Below are 17,376 nucleotides of genomic sequence, written 5' to 3'. Positions count from 1 at the left end.
CATCGTGCCGCCGAACTGCCTGTCTGGCTGCACAGATACAATTGGCATCGTCCACATGGCAGCCTAAAGTCAAAAACGCCTATCAGTCGCCTCGCCCTGATCGAGGACAACCTGTTGAAGCTCCACAACTAGGTCGTCCAGCATCACAGTGAACCGCGTACGTAGTATTTTGTCGTAGGCGGCATTCTGGATAGCCGGATACGGGCTCTTCACCCGCTGCACCACCGATTGCGGGATGATGTCGCGAGAAACATTCACGGATTTCGTGAAAAAAGTGTACCCGCCGAAGAGCCCTACTCGCGGGGGCGGTGCAGCACCACCTCGGTGTCACTGCTCGTGTTCATGCGATGGACTAGGCCGGCCAGCTGTTGACGCAGCTCGCGGTAGTTGTAAGTCTCACCCGTGTAGACGAGCACCAAGTCAGGTCGGCCATCCCCCTGGAGCATCCTCGGCTGGCGGCCGCCCTGGATATCGATGATTGCCAGGCGGTGGTGTCCCAGCGCCGCAGGCCCGCCGATCCAAGTCCCCTCGTCGTCCGGACCGTGGTTCGCTATGGTGGCCGTCATATCGGCAAGCTCCCTTCGCGCATCGGGACCTCCGAGGTCTCGATTGAAGTCGATCCATTCACAGATGCCGCACAGGTTATGTCGCCGCATTTGGGCGAAGCAGATATAAGGCCAGTGGGAAACCATCGAGGCAAAGTGACGGATCTAGCCCAGCTACGATCCGCATCCGACATTGTCGGACATCGGACAGCACCGCGATTCGCTGCATAGGAAGCCTGGAGTCGCGATTTCCCCTGGGGGAATCAGCGCATGAAAGGAGAGCTGGGTCGTGTCTGCCGAAATGAGAAATTGCTCCCCCTTATTGCATCACCGAGGAATGTTACCCAGCGCGATAGACGGACATGCCCTATCTCCCCCCGTTGCAGCTGAGGGAGATAGGGGCCAGCTCTTCATTCAACCCTCATGGAGGATGATCAGCCCAGCCATTTCCATGCGCCGGCCTTCACAAGCCGTGCACCATTCAGGTTCTTTTCCTTGAAGCGCGACGATCCTTGTCAGACGTCGCAACACTTGCTGCCGAGAGCACGAGCTCTTCCTCGAGCATGCCTTGATCTGCGCCTCGAACGGCTCGCACATGCTGGGTTTCAACGACTTCGCAGAGGTTGATATTCTGCAGTGACTTCGTCTCGCTGCTGCACGGCATTGACGCTGGGAGCCATGCTCGCGTGGCGCAATTGTGCTGAAGCCGGTGCCCACGGCAACGTTTCTTAACCCGCCCCAGATCCTGGCGTTTGGCTATTTCCGACATTCGTGTCCGGCTTCGGACAAAGGCCGGGTTTGCCGAACGGAGTCGCACCCAATTTCCAGTGCTGCTTGAGCAATAATATCGACCGGCATTACTGCACAACACGAAAGTTGCTGCAAAAACCGAAGTGAACCCAAGGCATCGGGTCAATTGGCATGGCGCTTGCGACTCGGTCGATAGAACGCAGTCAAAATCACGGTTGCAGACCATGCCTACCTCTCAAAGCTCGATAAAGCACGCGAGCAAAATTCCCCGTCTCCGCGGAAGCTCGTCGCCGTTAAACGTGCCTGCTCGGGGGCGGTCTTGCACAAGACCGGTCCGAGGCAACCACGCCAAGGCGCGAGGCTGCCGGAACTGTCGACCGAAGTCGATGCCGCTTCAGTTTAACCGAAAAATGCACCGTACCACTTTGGCCTGGAAGCAAATCAATGACCTATAGAAAGAACGTTCCTCTCGTGACCTTTCGCACGCGTGTTCGCGATGAGTCGATCGGGGGGCCAAATCCTTATCAGTGGGAGAACAAGACCTCCGACGATTATTTCGGGGGCAAGCGCATCATCCTGTTCTCGCTGCCTGGCGCCTTCACCCCGACCTGCTCGACCTTCCAACTGCCCGATTTCGAAAAACTCTATGATCAATTTCTGGAACTGCGAATTGACGCGATCTACTGCGTCTCGGTCAACGATGCTTTCGTCATGAATGCGTGGGGAAAGTCCTTGGGGCTGCAGAAGATCGAGCTGATCCCAGACGGGTCGGGCGAGTTCACGCGCAAAATGGGCATGCTGGTCGCGAAGGACAATCTGGGCTTTGGCATGCGCTCCTGGCGATACGCCGCTCTGATCGACGATGGCGTGGTGGAGCAGTGGTTCGAGGAGGAAGGCTTCTGTGACAACTGCGAGACGGACCCCTATGGCGTTTCATCCCCGCAAAACGTTCTCGACAAATTGAAGGCGGCGGCATGACCCAGAAGTGGAAAGTCTCACACAACCCAAGCACACACTAGAGCCTCCTCGGCAGATCACGGTTCAACATGCATCTCTCAGCAAGCCTGCTTCAACGCCAGAAGCAACGTATGGTCTTATCGCCTCAAGCCATTGAAGCTATTCGCTTGCTGCGATTGACGCATACTGAACTCCATCAGCTCGTGCAGCAGGCACTCGAGAAGAACCCCGTTTTGAAGCCTGACCCGTTTGACGACGATTCGCCGCTGCCAGGGGTGGATCAGCGGAGCAGTCAAAGCAGAAGCGAAATCGGCGAATCGCCCATTGGCGGGCCGTCTGGCGGGCGCGGGCAATGGAAGTCGCAACGCAGTAGCGGCAACGATCGACCTGCCGTCGAGGAGTTTACCGCCCACACCGAAACATTGCACGACCATGTCGCCCGCCAGGTCGCCCTCAACCCGTTCACCCCCCAGGAGCGGCTGATTGCCGGACAGCTCGCCGCTCATCTGGAGGACACTGGCTATCTTCAGGTAAACCTTTTCGATCTGGCCAGGACGTTAAACGTTCGGCAAGCTGATGTGGAACGGGTCATCGGAATCTTGCAGCAATTTGATCCGCCGGGCATTTTTGCGCGAACTCTCAGCGAATGCCTGGAGATTCAGCTGCGCCAGCAAGACCGGTTCGACCCGGCTATGGCAGCTTTGGTCGCCAATCTCGAGATGCTTGCACGGGGGGATTTTCAGGGATTGAAGCAGCGTTGCGGAGTCGACGAGGAGGATCTCCTCGACATGAGGAACGAAATCCGCGCGCTCGATCCCAAGCCTGGAGACCGGTTCCAGTCCGGGACGCCGGAAACCATCGTACCGGACGTCTGGGTAATGCCCAAGTCCGAAGGTGGATGGCGGGTGGAGCTTGATCCGGCCACGCTGCCCAAAGTGTTGATCAACCACACCTATGTCGCCGAAATCTCGCAGCTGACCAAGCAAAATCCGGAAGGCAAAGCGTTTCTCGACAATTGCCAGGAAAAAGGGAACTGGCTGATCAGCAGTCTCAAGCAGCGCGCTAAGACGATCCTTAAGGTTGCGACCGAAATCGTGCGCCAGCAGGATGCCTTTTTTACACACGGCGCCGCCCATCTGCGGCCTCTCTGTCTCAAAAATGTCGCTGACGAGATCGGCATGCACGAGTCGACGGTAAGCCGGGTGACTTCGAACAGGTACATGTTGACTCCGCGCGGGGTGTTCGAGCTGAAGTATTTTTTCGCTGCGCCAATCGCATCCTGCGAGGGCGGCGATGCGCACTCCGCCAAAGCTGTCTGCCATCGGATCAAGGCAATCATAGCCGAAGAATCGCTCGACAAGGTACATTCCGACGAAGACATCGTTGCTCAACTCAAGGAGACCGGCATCGATGTCGCTCGCCGTACCGTCACCAAATATCGCGAGGCGATGAACATCCCTTCCTCCATACGACGGCGCCGCGATAAGCGTTTGTCCGCAGCTGCGATCAAGCGAAGTGACTAACCGACATTCGTGGTCGGCGAGAGGCGACTCTCAACTTCCTCCGGGCCGAAGCAGCTTTCGAAGTCATGGCATTCCCCGCAACTGGGTGCTGTGCATGACGAAAAGCCTTCGGCCTCACACAGCTTGCGGTAAAAGTACTTTTTCCATTTCATGTTTTCTGTGTTGCCTGCCGCCAGCGCGGGAAAATGTCTGGCAAGCAGGCGGCTGAGCTCAGCGCGATTTGAGAGGCCAAGATCCCGCCAAAGATGGTCCATGCGCATCGCACGCCGGGCGATGATCTTGGCCAAGCGGGCGCTCGCCGGGTCGGCCGGCGCAGCATGCGCTAGCAGCAGCCGGCGTAGCAGTTCCTCTTCCAGTTCCGGCTCGGGCTCGCTCAACTCCTCCAAAGCGAATACGCTGCTGGAGGTAGACGGGAAAGTTGCGGCCAAGACATCACGCAATTCGACAGACGAAAGGCCTGTCCCCTCCGTCGCCAACACCTCGCCCGCCTGGACCTCCTCAAGCGAACGTGAATGTACGCAGGGCAGCACATGCTGATCGAAGCTCCTCCCTAGCTCGGACCCACGCCATTGCGCGCTGGATAGGCAGCCATCATCGTAACGGCCGGCTTCAGCTTCCGGCATGACAAAGCGCCTTGTTGACCGCAGGGATGATCTTGTCGCCCCAGAGCTCGATCTGGCGCAGCATCGTCTTTTGGTCGAAGTCGCCCAATTGAGTCTGAACTGCGATCTGGTCCGGTTTCAAGATATCGATCTCTTCCAGCAGGCGATCAATCACGCGATTTACGCTGCCAATCGGCAAATTTTTGCGCATGGTCTCGAAGGACAGATCCTGCTGGGTCGGTGTCTCCTGCAGCAGGTAGCCATCGTGGCTCTGTTGGCGACGCTGATGCAGGGCTTCAGAAAGCCGGCGCTGGAAGCGGGCATTGTCGAGATAGCTGTTGATCTCCAACTCGTCGTGGCTGGCATAGCAGCAGCGCAGCAGCGATATCTTGACGTCGGTGACGTTCTTTTCCTCGGATGCCGCCGCCCTCTCGACTGATTCACGCAGTGTGGTCAAAGTCTCTAAGCCGTCGTGGAAGGCTGTGACAAAAAAATTGTGCCCCTCGCGGTAGGCCCGAGCCATCCGTGCGGCTCCGCCAGCGATCCAGATAGGCGGCGTCGGCTGCTGGACTGTGCGGACCGAAATCGCTGTTGGGGGGATCTTCTCATACTGGCCGTCGTGTTCGAAGACGTTTTGGTTGAGGCCCTTGAGAATGATGTCCAGGTATTCCGAAAAGACGGCCGGCGCCTCATCGATGTCCACGCCGAACCGTTCGAACTCGAACTGCTGGTATCCCAAGCCTACGCCGAGCTCGAGACGGCCGTTCGCAACGATGTCGGCGAAGCCGATCTCGGACAGCAGGCGCTGCGGTTGGTAAAGCGGCAGCACGCAGACGGCAGTGCCCAGGCGAATCGTGCTTGTCAAGCCGCCGCAGTGCGCCACCATCATCAGCGGGGATGGTATGAGGCTGTAATTGTTGAAGTGGTGCTCAGCAAACCACGCGGTGTTGAACCCAGCCTGCTCCGAAGCGACGGCCTGTTCGATGGAGTTGCGGATGACGCTTTCTGAGGATTGGTGATAGCCACGCTGGGCGGCCAGAATGAAAGTGGCAAATTCCATGATTTCTCCTCGTTATAGACACGTCAGCCGACCGGGAATGTGCTCGGCATGCGCATGCTTGGATCTCAAGCACCTCAGGTGCGTCGTGGAGCCGAGGCTTCATAATGCTCGGCCGGTCGCCCTGCGAAGGCCTGGCAATTAACCTGCGGCCTCCGCAAAACATTCGTCATAGAGCTCGCTGGCGTTTCCCGCATCACCGAACGAGGTCCAGCCGCCGTCCACGTAGAGGATCGAGCCGTTGATGTATGAGGCGTCAGACGAAGCAAGGAAGAACGATGCATCTGCGACGTCTTCTGGCCGTCCCATCCTGCCCATGGGGATGCGTCGTCCGATTGCTGTCAGGTCGATGCGGCCGGCTTTGGCCAACTGAGCAAGTGCGGGCGTGCGGATGTGGCCAGGAGCGACGGTGGCTGTCCGAATTCCGACCGGCCCGAGTTCGGCCGCCATGCAACGGGTCAGCATATCCATCCCCGCCTTGGAGGCGCCGTAGGCATGGCGCGGCGCGAACGGCAGAAAGCTGTCGATCGACCCGAGATTGAGGATCACGCCGCCCGGGCGCATAGCCTTGATCGCTTCGCGCGCGCAGGTGAAGGCGCCGGTAAGGTTGACATCCAGGACGTGTTCGAGCTGTTTCGACAGTTGCTCGATCGCAGGCACAATCCTGTCGGCGGTATCAGCACTATTGACCAGAACATCGATATACCCGAAGCGTCCCCTCAGTTCTTCGAACATCGACACCACATCGCTCTCGACGGCCACGTCCAGCGATTTCGCCAGATGCTTGCCGGGGAGCGATGTAGCCAGCTCTGCCGCTGCAGTGCCATCTTTATCAGCAATCACGACGGTGTCGCCGTTCGCGGCAAAGCGGCGAGCGACGGCCGCGCCAATGCTTTTTGCGCCACCGGTGACGAGCACGATTCGCGCATCTGTGCATTCGGCCGGACAGGAGAGCTCGGCTTGGAGCGCACCATCCACCGGCGGGTGAGCATCCCCCGGCTGGTTGAATGACATCCAGCCTCCGTCGACTGCCAGCACCGAGCCGGTGATGTAGCGCGCCTGCGTGCTGCTCAGAAAACGCACGACCCTGGCGATCTCGTCGGGGCGAGCCAAGCGCCCCATCGGCACGCGGCGGCGTATCGCCGCGAGGTCCATTTTGCCAGCGCGTGCCAGTTCTGTGACCATTGGGGTGCGGACGGAGCCCGGCGCCACCGCCGTGACGCGGATTCCTCGCATAGCCCACTCGCATGCAAGGGACTTTGTCAACGAGATCACGCCAGCTTTCGAGGCTGCGTAGGCGTTGCGCCTGGGATTGCCGACCACGCCCGCCATCGAAGCCACATTGACGATCGCACCGCCCGGCTTCATGCGCCGCGCCGCTTCCCGGGCCATAACGAATGGCCCAATAAGGTTCACTGTCACGCCGCGTCGGAAGGTATCGACAGCGGTGTCGATGATCCTATCCATCGTGGGTCCAACCGCCGCATTGTTGATGAGGACATCGATTTGCGCGAACCGTGCTTCGACCTGGCCGAAAAGTGAGAGCATGTCCTTCTCTCGCGACACATCGCACTCCAGACCGACGTGCGGCGACCCGAGATCCCGAGCCAGTTCAACCACACCACTGCCCGGAAGGTCCACCGCAACTACAGTGTCTCCGTCCGCGGCAAGGATATCGACCAGGGCACGGCCGATCCCGCCCGCAGCGCCTGTGATGATTACGGTGCGTGCTGCCAGTTTCACGAGAGCTTCTCCACGATGACCGCTTGTGATCTCAGCCCATCAACCTTGGGCGGAATGAAGGGCCGAGCCAAATCGTTGCAGTGACCGCCAGTCGCGGCCCCACACAGATGTCGTTCCCGTAGGGCGCTCATCCTCCATTCCTACCCACTTATGCAGCTCCCAGTTGGGGACCCTCGACGCCATCTTGGTCGGTGGGGATGTGACCCTTGAGCAACTGGTAGATGGGATCGTCTGGATGTGGTGCTCCAATCGGCTGTCGCCGGCCGAACCTATCTGCCTCAAGAATCGCTGGCGGGATTTGCTCCTCAACCCAATCGTAGACGACTGTCCGTTCCGCAATTCGCCACTCGTCCTGCCTCTTCTGAAACAGATCGCAGTAACGGCCGCAAAGCAGCGTCTGACGTATTTCTTGGTCTGTATCCGGTCCGCGTTGCAGCGCGGTGAAATAGCTCTCGACCGCGGCCTCTGCTGAACTGATGAAGTCGATCAGGCTGTTCGTGATTTGATGGATGTTACGGTGCCCCGGCAGACCGAGAGCAAATTGGATGAAGTCCTCTGCCGGTCCGCAATAGGGACCGTGCCTGTCATACGCTTCGGGCCAGTATGCGCTACGCAGCGCCGCCTCATCGGCGCGGTCTATCCCGCGGCAGTACCGATACAGGCAGTTGCGGATCGCCTCTCGGTCACGCAGTTCGGTAATTTTCGCGTGGTCGACAGGGTCTGTCGCGAATTGTATGATTGTTTTGTCCTTCCCGATGCCAGTCTGCACTTTGCGTGTGTCTCTCTCTACAACTGAGTTAGCGGGGGGCTCGTCAACTTCCAGAGCTTGTTCGGGGCAGGCTCGTACCCCTTTTGAGGCAAGCAGTTGCTCCCCATCGGCAACATCAATATCACCGGGCAAGATGTAGCCGGCGTCATCAAGCTTGAAGACTCTCGGCGCCCGCGCCCAGCAGCGCGCATGACCCTGGCATCTGGCTTTATGTACGACGACACGCATAGCGAACTCCAATGTCGTTGGCTGAAACTTCAGGACCATTCCAGGATCAGATTCTCGATCCCGAACACATGGCCGCCGAAGGTGATAGGTTCAGTCCCTGTCTTGATCCGAAAGGCTGGGATGCGCGCCAGCCACTCCTCCAGGCCAATGACAATCTCCCGCCGGGCAAGGTGTGAGCCAAGACAACGATGGGGACCATAGCCAAAGGCAGCGTGCCGGTTGTCCTCGCGCGCCAGATCGATCTCATTCGGGCATTCGAATTCCGCCGGGTCACGATTGGCAATCATCGTGGCACAGGAAACATAATCTCCCTTGCGGATCGGCGCGCCTTTGAAGTCGACATCCTTCGTTGCCACTCGGATCATCTGAATGGTCGAATAGGCGCGCAGCAATTCTTCCGCAGCGACGGCAATCCGGTCAGGTTCGCTTCGTAGCAATTCCTGATCTTTGGGGTTGCGCGCGAGATGGGCCAAGTCGAAGCATATGGCTGCTGAGACCGTGTCGAGTCCCGCGACGAACACAAGCACGCCGATGCCACGGACTTCTTCGTCACTGAGCAGACGACCCTCGACCTTTGCCTTCACGATGAAGGTCATGAAATCATCGACCGGCTCCTTGCGGCGCTCGGTGGCAAGTTCGTCGATGAAGGCCACGATCGTCCGGGCTGCGGGTGGTCGTTGCTCCTTATCGCCGTGGAGCAGATCTCTAGCCCAGCCGACAAATGTTTCTAGTCCGTTGTCCGAAAGCCCAATAAAGCGAAGGAAGATATTGACCGCGAACGGAACTGCAAAATCCTTCATGATGTCGCAGCTCGTGCCTGATGCGGCGATCCTGTCGATCAGCTTGATCGCTCGTTCCCGGACAGCCGGCTCCAATGCCATTACCCGCTTTGGCGAAAGCAGCGGATTGAGCAGTGAGCGAAAAACACCGTGGAATGGCGGATCGAGCTCAAGCGGGATCATCGGCCAGCTCTCGCCGAGCACAGAGGCGAAGATGCTGCGATGGCTGGAAAACGTTTCGGTGTCCTGCAGCACCCGGCGCTGGTCGCTCGCGCGAGTGATGACCCAGGTACCCCGACCGTCGCGCGTGTTGCTGGTTGAATAAAAGATCGGAGGCCCGGCATGAACGCAAGCAACCGCTGCATGCGGATCCCCGTTAGCCGTCGGCAACATGCCGGGCGACGTAAACAGGTTGAAGTCCCTCACCATTTCGGGCGGGACATGATCTGGAACCGGCCGCGATTTAACCGCGCCAGAATCGAGAGACCGTTCATGAGATGCTGTCGGCATTTGCATGCAATCGTCGGTGCAAGCTCCGTGCCGAATTCGTCTTTCGATAATCCTTGCCGTTTGCTGGGCAACAGGTGGCGCCTGCGCTGACTTGCTGGTCGGGATTGCAACATTCTTGTCCAGCGTCGGACACAGAATGTAGAATGCTAGACAGCGACTTGGAGCAACTCAACTGGTGGGATCGCTAGCCGATCATGTGCCCGGGGAGCATCCAGTTCGAAAGCTTGCGCTAAGCGGCTTGGTGACTTGGCCGAGGTCACCAGGTGGAAACGACCAACACTTGGGGTGAGCCTAGTGGCGCTCCCCTCGATGATGTCTGGCGGGGTGGTTAGCCGCCTCCGTAGGACAAGATCAGTCTACACGAATGGACTATAGCCTCTCCTCGCATGCCTCATTGGCCGTCCTTCAGAGCCGGCCACACGAGCTTTTGTCTTTCAGCAGGGCGTTTTTCTCGCCAGCTACAGAGCCACACCGACGCCATTAATGAGCGTCCAGTCGACGGGTTGGATGGCCCTGTCCATCTTGCCCAGCACCTTGGCTTAGCATTTGCCGGTGCGGCGGAAGCCTTCAAGACGCAGTTCTTGACCTTCTCCAGATCAGCCTCGGATGGATATCGGCAAGGGTTCAGCTCGTCCTTTTGAACTTGCGCATCTTCGTGTTGGCCAACCCCAGGCCGCCCGACATATTTGCGGTCTATCCGGCACCTCAACTTCGAACAACCTTGCGGCAAGCTCTTGGGATAGCCCACGCTCGTGCCTCCACCACCCGCTCAGCAGAGCCAGATTTGTCGTTGATGGCACGGAACTTGCGGAGTCATTCGCAGATGCGTCACGGACCGAGAGTGTCGTCCCATGAATTCGATCACCAAAAAGGCCGCCCGACGTTGCTGGGACCGCCTGCAATTACCTTATCCCAGAATTGGGAGCAACGGCTTCAAAAGGGATAACTCATCACCTCAATTTTGTCGATCGCGCGGCCATCGAACCGCAGCCATCGATCAGACTTCCGCCTCGTTGCACTCATTGCGACCGCCTTGGTGCTTGCGACAACCGCTCAATTCTGGCTGCCAGGATAACCACATATGGCGACGGAACTTCCTGCTTCAAAGCAATATAGAGATCGTCGATCATCCCCCCATCAAGGCCTCGATCGAGGACACCGCGTTCGGCTTGCTTGGTTCGCAGTGAACAGACCGCACTTCGACGAATGCGATCGATGCGACCGCGCCGAGAACTCTCCCGCATTGTCGACGGTTGGGTCCGTCGGCCCTCCGATGAGGCCTCGGATGCGTCGGGCTCCGAGGCCTCGACTGATGCCGACTGGCCGCCGCCGGAAGGTCTCGCGGCTTTGATCCCCGGCGATGTAGCCACCCCTGCTGCAACAGCTCCTAGCCGGAGAACTCATTCATGACCGAATCGGCGACAGATTTAGTGGACGCGGCTTTGTTCGACCGAGATCGGCTTGACCCAGAAAGTCCCTATCAACGTTCTGGCCCTGCATGGGGTGCCATCATTTCGCTTTCCTTCGGCACCTTCGGGCTTGTGACGGCAGAGTTTCTGCCCGCCAGCGTTCTGACACCGCTCGCGCATGATCTCCGTATCACCACGGGCACGGCTGGACAGGCGCTAACAGCGGCCGCAATCGTCGCGGCGATCTCGGCACCGATAATCGCCATCGTGACAAAGCGTCTGGACCGCAGGGTCGTCATCTGGGCGATGACGCTCCTGCTGATCCTGTCGAACGTTCTGGCGGAGGTTGCGGGGTCGCTGCCGGTTTTGCTGGCGGCACGCGTCGTCCTTGGCATATCGCTTGGTGGTTTTTGGTCAATTTCGGCAGCGTTGGCGATGCGGCTGGTTCCAAGTCACCTCATGCCGCGCGCCATGTCGGTCATCCTCACCGGCGTTTCTGTCGCCTCCGTCTGCGCGGCTCCAATCGGCGCTTATGTCGGTGACATTTGGGGATGGCGAGCCTCGTTCAAGGTCGCCGCAATCGTGAGTGCCGTTGCGCTGCTCGTGCAACTCGTAACCATTCCGCCACTGCCTCCGATCGAAGTGCGCAGATTCCGCAGTCCGCTGGATGTCGCGAAGAATCCGGCGATGAAGGTTGCGGTGCTAGTCGTGCTATTGGTCGCTTCCGGCCATTTTGCCAGCTTCGCCTACATCCGCGCCTTTCTCGAGAGCGTTCCTGCGCTCGACAAGAAGTCAATCCCGCTCGTGTTCCTTGCTTTTGGCACGGCCGGCGTCTTCGGCAATTTAGCCGGCGCATTCCTCACCAAACACAGTCTCAAGGCGGTCGCGGCCCTGCCGCCCCTGCTCATTGCCGTAGCCGCTGTCTCGCTCCTGACCATGAGAGCATCGGCCTTGACCTCGGCAATTGCAGTTGCCGTATGGGGCTTTGCTTTTGGCGCGGTCCCGGTCGGATTGCAGACATGGATGGTGCTACGCGCCGCTCCGAAACAGGCCGAGAGCGCTGGTGTACTGATGGTCATAACCTTCCAAGTGGCCATCGCAGCCGGCACAACTTGCGGTGGCCTATTGGTGGATCACACGGGTATTGCCAGTGTCTTTGTCTACAGCGCGGTTGCCACGTTCCTCGCTGTCTTGACAGTATTTTTGCTCGGCCCGAACCGCAAAACCTGACCGCCTGGTGGGGAGTGACGGTCGGCGGCGTTCACGCTATTGTCACCTCTGAGCTCGGCCCAAAGGCCGCGGCTTCGTCGTAACCATGCGGTCGATGGGGCAGCGCCAAATTGCTTCCTGCTCATCGCGTTGCGATAATACAGCGCGCTTATTGCGTCATCGTGTCCCCGGTCTCGGCTTCAATGCCCGGCTACTGGCTGCGGAGGCAGATGGGCGCCGGCGTCCCACCGACGACGATCGGTCTTTTCTCATGTAGCTGTCGGGGAAACGAGGCAGGTTTTCCGCCAGAACCCGCCAGTCGTCGCGCTCGCGTTCGCCTTCCTTGCGCGCACCGAACAACTGGATGATGATCTTGCCGTCGGACCCATATGCTTCGAGCGAGGTGACGTGACTGTCATTGGTCGGCTTGCGCACGGCCCAAACCTCACGGATTTGGTGGGTCCTGAGATGCAGCCGGAACGTTTCGTCCAGCACATGGATGCACGGCCCGATCTGCTTGACCGACTTGATTAAGCCGGAATGGGTCTGGATAGAACCTCGGTTGCCGACGAAGCACATGATCGGCAATTCGTCTTCGGCCGCACGCTGGAGCACGGCGCCAACTGCGGCATTGTCGAGCAGCCAAGCGTAATCCTGGCCGACCATGCGCAAAGCCTGGCAGCGGCTGAGCTTGAGCGTCTTTAGAAGGTTGACGTCAGTCAGCCGGCTCCAGTACTCGCGTAGGTCGTCCACCGTGCCGGCCCAGTCCGCAGTCCTCGCGCCCAGGTCGGCTACTCTCGCCTTAAGCGACATGGTCGGCTCCTGGTTGGCGGATACGAGCTCGGCCACCAGCTTTCGATAGGCATGAAGGTTGGAGACCGGCCTGAGATGCACCTTATGCACTGCTGCGCCGGCGGCGTCGAAGAATTGCAAACTGCGCTGGATTCCGCCGCGATGGCGCCTTTCAACAGCGAAACCATACCTCCAAGCCTGCGGGAAGACGCGAAGGTCGAATTCGTCACCAAGGACCATGGCGTGATTGTTGCCGGTTATCACTCTGTTGAAGACGCCAATCTTTTCGTGCACGGCACCTTGATTGCGGGTCAGCGCCGTCACTTCGCCCACGAATTCGAGGCCCGTCAGAAGGTGATTGACGCGCGGGTCGATGCGTGCCGCGCCGAAACCGCAATGGGCCGCGACCAGTTCCGCTTCCGAAATGGCCAATTGGGCGGCGAAATCACGCGCGGGAATGTTCGGACAGACTTCCCACGCACGCCGGATTTCGTTGGGCGACCGCTTCTTGCGCTGATCCATGTTTTTACCCCTGCCCCGTTCTTCTTTTGACGATCGATCGAAAAACGGGCCTCAGGGATGTGCACGGCGGACGCGATCGATCGTCAGGCACATGCCAGTCGAATCCTGTCTCCGGGCGGTCAGCGGCCAATCGCCGGTAGCGAGCGATTGTTGGGTGGTCGGCGCCAATCGGCCGATCGAGCATTCGGGTACCACCGGCGGTGCTGCTTTCCCACCAAGGCGGGTCTGATGGATCATATTGCTTTCCTTCGTTCTTCGATTGCGAGGGCAACCCAAAGGTGAATCGGCCGGCAATTTTGCCGCCGCAACGAAGGCTTCACAAAAATCGTGCCAGTTGCTCCGCGGCAAGCTCTGAACATCTTTGGCTCTGTTCATTGCTTTACGCGTGAGTGCATCGCGAACTCAGGCGCCCTTCCTGTGACGCGGACGCGACAAACCCGACAGTAAGTGTCGGTTGTCGGACGTCTCCCCAGCAATCGAGCATAAGAGACGTCGGGATGTCCTACGGTTTTTGACACGTCTTCCCTTTGGCACGGTCCATGCGAGATGATCCACGAAAACGCCGGACCGAGGAGAAATCGAGCCATGATTACGCTCACCGACAACGCTGTTGCCGCCATCAAGGCCGCTCTTTACCGCGCCAGCGAGCCGGCGGAAGGATTTCGCATCATGGTCCATGCCGGCGGCTGCGCCGGCTTCCAATACTCAATGGGCCTGGAGAGCGTCTCACGTGAGGGCGATGCGATCATCGAGCGAGATGGGCTCAAGGTGTTCATGGATAGAGGCTCCCAACCCCATGCCGCCGGCATGACCGTGGACTTCGTCACTGGGCTCGAAACATCCGGCTTTGTTTTCGATAACCCCAATGCGCGTGAGACGTGCGGCTGCGGCAAGTCCTGCAAATGATTGCGAGGGAACAGGCTATGTTCGACTATAGCGACGCCAAGGAATACTGCGTCGAACCGGTAACCGCCGGCGCTCTGGAACCGGCCGACACGCACTGTCGGCCCGGAACAATTGCGTTCGGTGATGCACCAAATCGCGATCATCGATCGTTGCCGTGGGCAAGCAAACAAAATTGCCCGAAACAGCTGAATTCCCGGCGGATGCCGCCACCAAAGGGCAATGTCGACAGCGACCGGTCAGCCAAGCCATCGCTCCCCCGGCCGCCCACCTTACCAGATACGATATGCGCCAGAGGTTCAATGGCCCGACTACCCTTGAATCATTTCAGCAGTTGAAGGATCACTCCCATGAACCCTGTCTATCTCGACAACAACGCAACGACGCGGGTTGATCCTGCAGTCGTTGGAGCGATGTTGCCTTTCTTTACGGAGCAATTTGGCAATCATTCGTCCATGCACGCCTATGGCGCATCGGTTGCTGAAGCCGTGAGAAAGGCGAGGCAACAGTTGCAAGCCCTCATCGGCGCGGGATTCGAGGACGAGATCATCTTCACCTCGGGCGGGACTGAAAGCGACAGTACAGCCATCCTTTCGGCGCTGGAGGTGATGCCCGACCGAACGGAAATAGTGACTTCCGCGGTTGAACATCCGGCCGTTCTGAAGTTGTGCGCGCACCTTGAGAAGACGCGCGGCGTCAAGGTGCACATTATCCCAGTCGATCACTACGGCCGGCTCGACCTGGACGCCTACAGAACCGCCCTCACCCCACAAGTGGCAATCGTCTCGATAATGTGGGCGAACAATGAGACCGGTACGATCTTTCCCGTGGTTAAGCTTGCCGATCTAGCCAGGGAAGTCGGCGCGCTTTTCCACACTGATGCAGTGCAGGCGGTCGGAAGGCTTCCGATTGAGCTGAAATCGACCGCGATCGACATGCTGTCGCTCTCCGCCCACAAGCTGCATGGTCCAAAGGGGATAGGCGCGCTTTATGTAAGACGTGGCGTGCGCTTCTCCTCCATGATCAAGGGTGGGCACCAAGAGCGCGACCGGCGTGCAGGCACTGAAAACACACCCGGCATAGTCGGACTGGGCATGGCGGCCGAACTCGCCTTGAAATTCATGGACGAGACAAAACGAATAAAATGGTTGCGCGACCGCCTTGAGAACGGGATCATCCAGCGCATCCCAAACACATCCATCAACGGCGATCCGCAAGAGCGATTGCCAAACACTGCAAACATTGGATTCGAAGGTATCGAAGGCGATGCAATTCCAATTGTCCTGAGCCGGCTGGGAATCGCCTGTTCCGCCGGGTCCGCCTGTGCCTCTGGCTCACTGGAACCGAGCCATGTTCTGATCGCTATGAACGCGGCATGTGGGGCAGTCCGCTTCTCCTTGTCGCGTGACAACGGCGAAGATGACGTAGACCGCGTGCTTGAGGTCCTGCCTGCGATCACCGAGAAGCTACGGGCCGTTCCCAGTGCTGGACTGTGCGGGCGAGGTGCAGAACAGCTTCATTCCGGCCCGGGTCCGAGCGGCACAATAGCCGACGAGCCGTGAGGTCTTCCTCAACGTGACGACCCTGCGCAAGGAGAGCAGTTAAACTCGGGGTCGCCTTCACCACTTCAGAAAAGCTTGAGATCGCCAAGTCTCTTGCCCAGCCGCCGTGCCAGAGGTCGGCACGCCGTCAGCAATGTCACCAATGCATCGACACCACAATTTCGCGCCGGGAGAATACAATGAACTGCTCCGCTGATAGCCGCCCGATCGATCGCACCGATATCCTAGCGCGACTGAAGGGCCTGTCGGCCGCGGAGGACTTCTTCGCCTGCCTTGACGTCTCCTACGACCCGAAAGTGATGAATGTCTCGCGGCTCCATATCATGAAGCGCGTGGGCCAATACCTTGCCGAAGAAGATTTCTCCGGTCTGCCTAACCAGGTAATCGCCGCGCGGGTGCGCGCCAAGCTGGAACGCGCCTACGAAGATTTCGCGACTTCCTCGCCGCTCACGCAACGTGTGTTCAAGGTGCTAAGGGACCACGATCCAAACATATGTCCCGCACCTGGCCGCGCCTTCGTCCCGCTCGACTCTGCACTGAAGCGGTTCGGAAAGTAATGAGCCCGACACGGCTGCGACGCGACAATGTCGAGAAGTCGACAAATCCAGTCCTCATGACGCCTCCTCGGAAGCAAACGAAGCCACCTTCTGGAATAGAGGCAGGAAGACGACTTGGCATGAACGATGCAGGCAATGAGGTGAACCGCCAAGCACGAATCCGGACTGGGAGCTTAGAGAAACCGCCAATGCATATCGTAGTCTGCATCAAGCAGGTGCCGGATTCGGCACAGATCCGCGTGCACCCGGTGACGAACACGATCATGCGTCAGGGTGTTCCGACCATCATCAATCCTTACGACCTGTTCGCCCTCGAAGAAGCGCTCAAACTGCGCGACGTTCATGGTGGCGAGGTTACTGTGCTCACAATGGGTCCGCCCATGGCGGAGGACTCGCTGCGAAAGGCGCTCGGTTACGGTGCTGACCGAGCAGTTCTCTTGACGGACCGCTATTTTGCCGGATCCGATACGCTGGCGACTTCCTTTGCTCTTTCGCAAGCAATCGCAAAAATTGGGGAGACTTTCGGCAGGCCGGACATCGTCTTCACCGGCAAGCAGACGATTGACGGCGATACCGCCCAGGTCGGACCGGGCATAGCCAAGCGCCTAGATTTATCGCAACTTACCTATGTCGCGAAGATTGCCTCCATCGATCTCGATACGCGAGAGATCGAAGTCGCTCGTCGCGCCGAAGGCGGCACCCAGTTGCTGAAGAGCAGACTCCCTTGCCTCATTACCATGCTGGAAGACACCAACGAAATCCGCCGGGGCTCGCTCCAGCAGGCTCTGTGCGCGGCGCGCAGCCAAGTCGTGAAGTGGACTGCAGCCGACGCCGGCATTGACGATCTCACCCGGTGCGGTCTGCGTGGCTCGCCTACAGTCGTCAAGCGTGTTTTCGCCCCCACCGCACGGGCAGAAAGGGCGGCGCAGATCGACACCGCGGAAAGGGGCTTGCAGGAC

At 59.0% G+C, this 17,376-nt stretch carries 14 protein-coding genes and 3 pseudogenes; 8 read left to right on the top strand and 9 right to left on the bottom strand.

Features of this window, described 5'->3' with window-relative positions:
* Positions 1-132, top strand: a pseudogene (locus EN984_RS02365) (IS481 family transposase); the annotation flags it as partial.
* 161 nt (positions 133-293) lie between these two features.
* Here EN984_RS02365 and EN984_RS02360 read toward each other — a convergent pair.
* Positions 294-566 (bottom strand): hypothetical protein, encoded by a 273-nt coding sequence (locus tag EN984_RS02360; RefSeq protein WP_199489650.1) that lies wholly within the window; start codon positions 564-566, stop codon positions 294-296.
* Positions 567-1,739: 1,173 nt separating this feature from the next.
* Between EN984_RS02360 and EN984_RS02355 the strand changes: the two genes are divergently transcribed.
* Entirely contained in the window at positions 1,740-2,273 is a 534-nt protein-coding gene (locus tag EN984_RS02355) for a peroxiredoxin (RefSeq protein WP_063169380.1), read from the top strand.
* 68 nt (positions 2,274-2,341) lie between these two features.
* Positions 2,342-3,775 (top strand): RNA polymerase factor sigma-54, encoded by a 1,434-nt coding sequence (gene rpoN, locus EN984_RS02350; protein WP_063169381.1) that lies wholly within the window; start codon positions 2,342-2,344, stop codon positions 3,773-3,775.
* Here the strand turns inward: rpoN and EN984_RS02345 are convergent.
* The 6 genes and pseudogenes from EN984_RS02345 to EN984_RS02325 all read right to left on the bottom strand — a co-directional run bounded on the left by EN984_RS02345 (position 3,772) and on the right by EN984_RS02325 (position 9,382).
* Positions 3,772-4,398 carry a nitrogen fixation protein NifQ gene (locus tag EN984_RS02345; protein WP_063169382.1) on the bottom strand — a complete coding sequence of 209 codons (627 nt, stop codon included), beginning with the start codon at positions 4,396-4,398 and terminating at the stop codon, positions 3,772-3,774. The two genes, rpoN and EN984_RS02345, sit on opposite strands and share 4 nt — an antisense overlap.
* Positions 4,385-5,437: an LLM class flavin-dependent oxidoreductase gene (locus EN984_RS02340; RefSeq protein ID WP_063169383.1), complete on the bottom strand. Its 1,053-nt coding sequence runs from the start codon at positions 5,435-5,437 to the stop codon at positions 4,385-4,387. Before EN984_RS02340 ends, EN984_RS02345 begins: the two co-directional genes overlap by 14 nt.
* A 138-nt stretch (positions 5,438-5,575) precedes the next feature.
* The gene (locus tag EN984_RS02335) at positions 5,576-7,177 is read right to left on the bottom strand and encodes an SDR family oxidoreductase (RefSeq protein WP_063169384.1); all 1,602 of its coding nucleotides are present in this window, start codon (positions 7,175-7,177) and stop codon (positions 5,576-5,578) included.
* 148 nt (positions 7,178-7,325) lie between these two features.
* Positions 7,326-7,913, bottom strand: a complete 588-nt coding sequence (locus EN984_RS02330) for a nuclear transport factor 2 family protein (RefSeq protein ID WP_050580531.1) — start codon at positions 7,911-7,913, stop codon at positions 7,326-7,328.
* 138 nt (positions 7,914-8,051) lie between these two features.
* Positions 8,052-8,174 (bottom strand): annotated as a pseudogene (locus EN984_RS38530) (ferredoxin); the annotation flags it as partial.
* A 29-nt stretch (positions 8,175-8,203) separates the two neighbouring features.
* Positions 8,204-9,382 (bottom strand): cytochrome P450, encoded by a 1,179-nt coding sequence (locus EN984_RS02325; RefSeq protein ID WP_063169385.1) that lies wholly within the window; start codon positions 9,380-9,382, stop codon positions 8,204-8,206.
* 1,487 nt (positions 9,383-10,869) lie between these two features.
* On the opposite strand from EN984_RS02325, the gene EN984_RS02320 reads away from it, so the two are divergent.
* A complete protein-coding gene (locus EN984_RS02320; protein ID WP_063169386.1) occupies positions 10,870-12,102 on the top strand; it encodes an MFS transporter in 1,233 nt (410 codons plus the stop codon).
* A 261-nt stretch (positions 12,103-12,363) separates the two neighbouring features.
* On the opposite strand, the pseudogene EN984_RS02315 reads toward EN984_RS02320, so the two are convergent.
* Positions 12,364-13,395 (bottom strand): annotated as a pseudogene (locus EN984_RS02315) (ChuX/HutX family heme-like substrate-binding protein); the annotation flags it as partial.
* Between the two features lie 51 nt (positions 13,396-13,446).
* A complete protein-coding gene (locus tag EN984_RS02310) occupies positions 13,447-13,770 on the bottom strand; it encodes a hypothetical protein (protein ID WP_126066777.1) in 324 nt (107 codons plus the stop codon).
* A 210-nt stretch (positions 13,771-13,980) separates the two neighbouring features.
* Here EN984_RS02310 and EN984_RS02305 point away from each other — a divergent pair, with 210 nt between their 5' ends.
* From EN984_RS02305 to EN984_RS02290, 4 genes are all read left to right on the top strand, one after another.
* A complete protein-coding gene (locus EN984_RS02305; RefSeq protein ID WP_029356570.1) occupies positions 13,981-14,301 on the top strand; it encodes an iron-sulfur cluster assembly accessory protein in 321 nt (106 codons plus the stop codon).
* A gap of 347 nt (positions 14,302-14,648) precedes the next feature.
* Positions 14,649-15,860 (top strand): cysteine desulfurase NifS, encoded by a 1,212-nt coding sequence (nifS, locus tag EN984_RS02300; RefSeq protein WP_063169388.1) that lies wholly within the window; start codon positions 14,649-14,651, stop codon positions 15,858-15,860.
* A gap of 179 nt (positions 15,861-16,039) precedes the next feature.
* A complete protein-coding gene (nifW, locus tag EN984_RS02295; protein WP_063169389.1) occupies positions 16,040-16,417 on the top strand; it encodes a nitrogenase stabilizing/protective protein NifW in 378 nt (125 codons plus the stop codon).
* Between the two features lie 188 nt (positions 16,418-16,605).
* The coding region (locus EN984_RS02290) for an electron transfer flavoprotein subunit beta/FixA family protein (RefSeq protein ID WP_164765364.1) at positions 16,606-17,376 on the top strand (771 nt) is incomplete at its 3' end.

Source organism: Mesorhizobium sp. M7A.F.Ca.CA.004.12.1.1, assembly GCF_003997835.1.
Lineage (GTDB): Bacteria > Pseudomonadota > Alphaproteobacteria > Rhizobiales > Rhizobiaceae > Mesorhizobium.
Note: the sequence above shows the minus strand (reverse complement) of the source record. Positions and strands in the feature narration are given on the sequence as shown.

Coding starts and splice junctions, on each gene's coding strand:
- EN984_RS02360 (WP_199489650.1), bottom strand. CDS start 566: ATGACGGCCACCATAGCGAACCACGGTCCGGACGACGAGGGGACTTGG.
- EN984_RS02355 (WP_063169380.1), top strand. CDS start 1,740: ATGACCTATAGAAAGAACGTTCCTCTCGTGACCTTTCGCACGCGTGTT.
- rpoN (WP_063169381.1), top strand. CDS start 2,342: ATGCATCTCTCAGCAAGCCTGCTTCAACGCCAGAAGCAACGTATGGTC.
- EN984_RS02345 (WP_063169382.1), bottom strand. CDS start 4,398: ATGCCGGAAGCTGAAGCCGGCCGTTACGATGATGGCTGCCTATCCAGC.
- EN984_RS02340 (WP_063169383.1), bottom strand. CDS start 5,437: ATGGAATTTGCCACTTTCATTCTGGCCGCCCAGCGTGGCTATCACCAA.
- EN984_RS02325 (WP_063169385.1), bottom strand. CDS start 9,382: ATGGTGAGGGACTTCAACCTGTTTACGTCGCCCGGCATGTTGCCGACG.
- EN984_RS02320 (WP_063169386.1), top strand. CDS start 10,870: ATGACCGAATCGGCGACAGATTTAGTGGACGCGGCTTTGTTCGACCGA.
- EN984_RS02310 (WP_126066777.1), bottom strand. CDS start 13,770: ATGAACAGAGCCAAAGATGTTCAGAGCTTGCCGCGGAGCAACTGGCAC.
- EN984_RS02305 (WP_029356570.1), top strand. CDS start 13,981: ATGATTACGCTCACCGACAACGCTGTTGCCGCCATCAAGGCCGCTCTT.
- nifS (WP_063169388.1), top strand. CDS start 14,649: ATGAACCCTGTCTATCTCGACAACAACGCAACGACGCGGGTTGATCCT.
- nifW (WP_063169389.1), top strand. CDS start 16,040: ATGAACTGCTCCGCTGATAGCCGCCCGATCGATCGCACCGATATCCTA.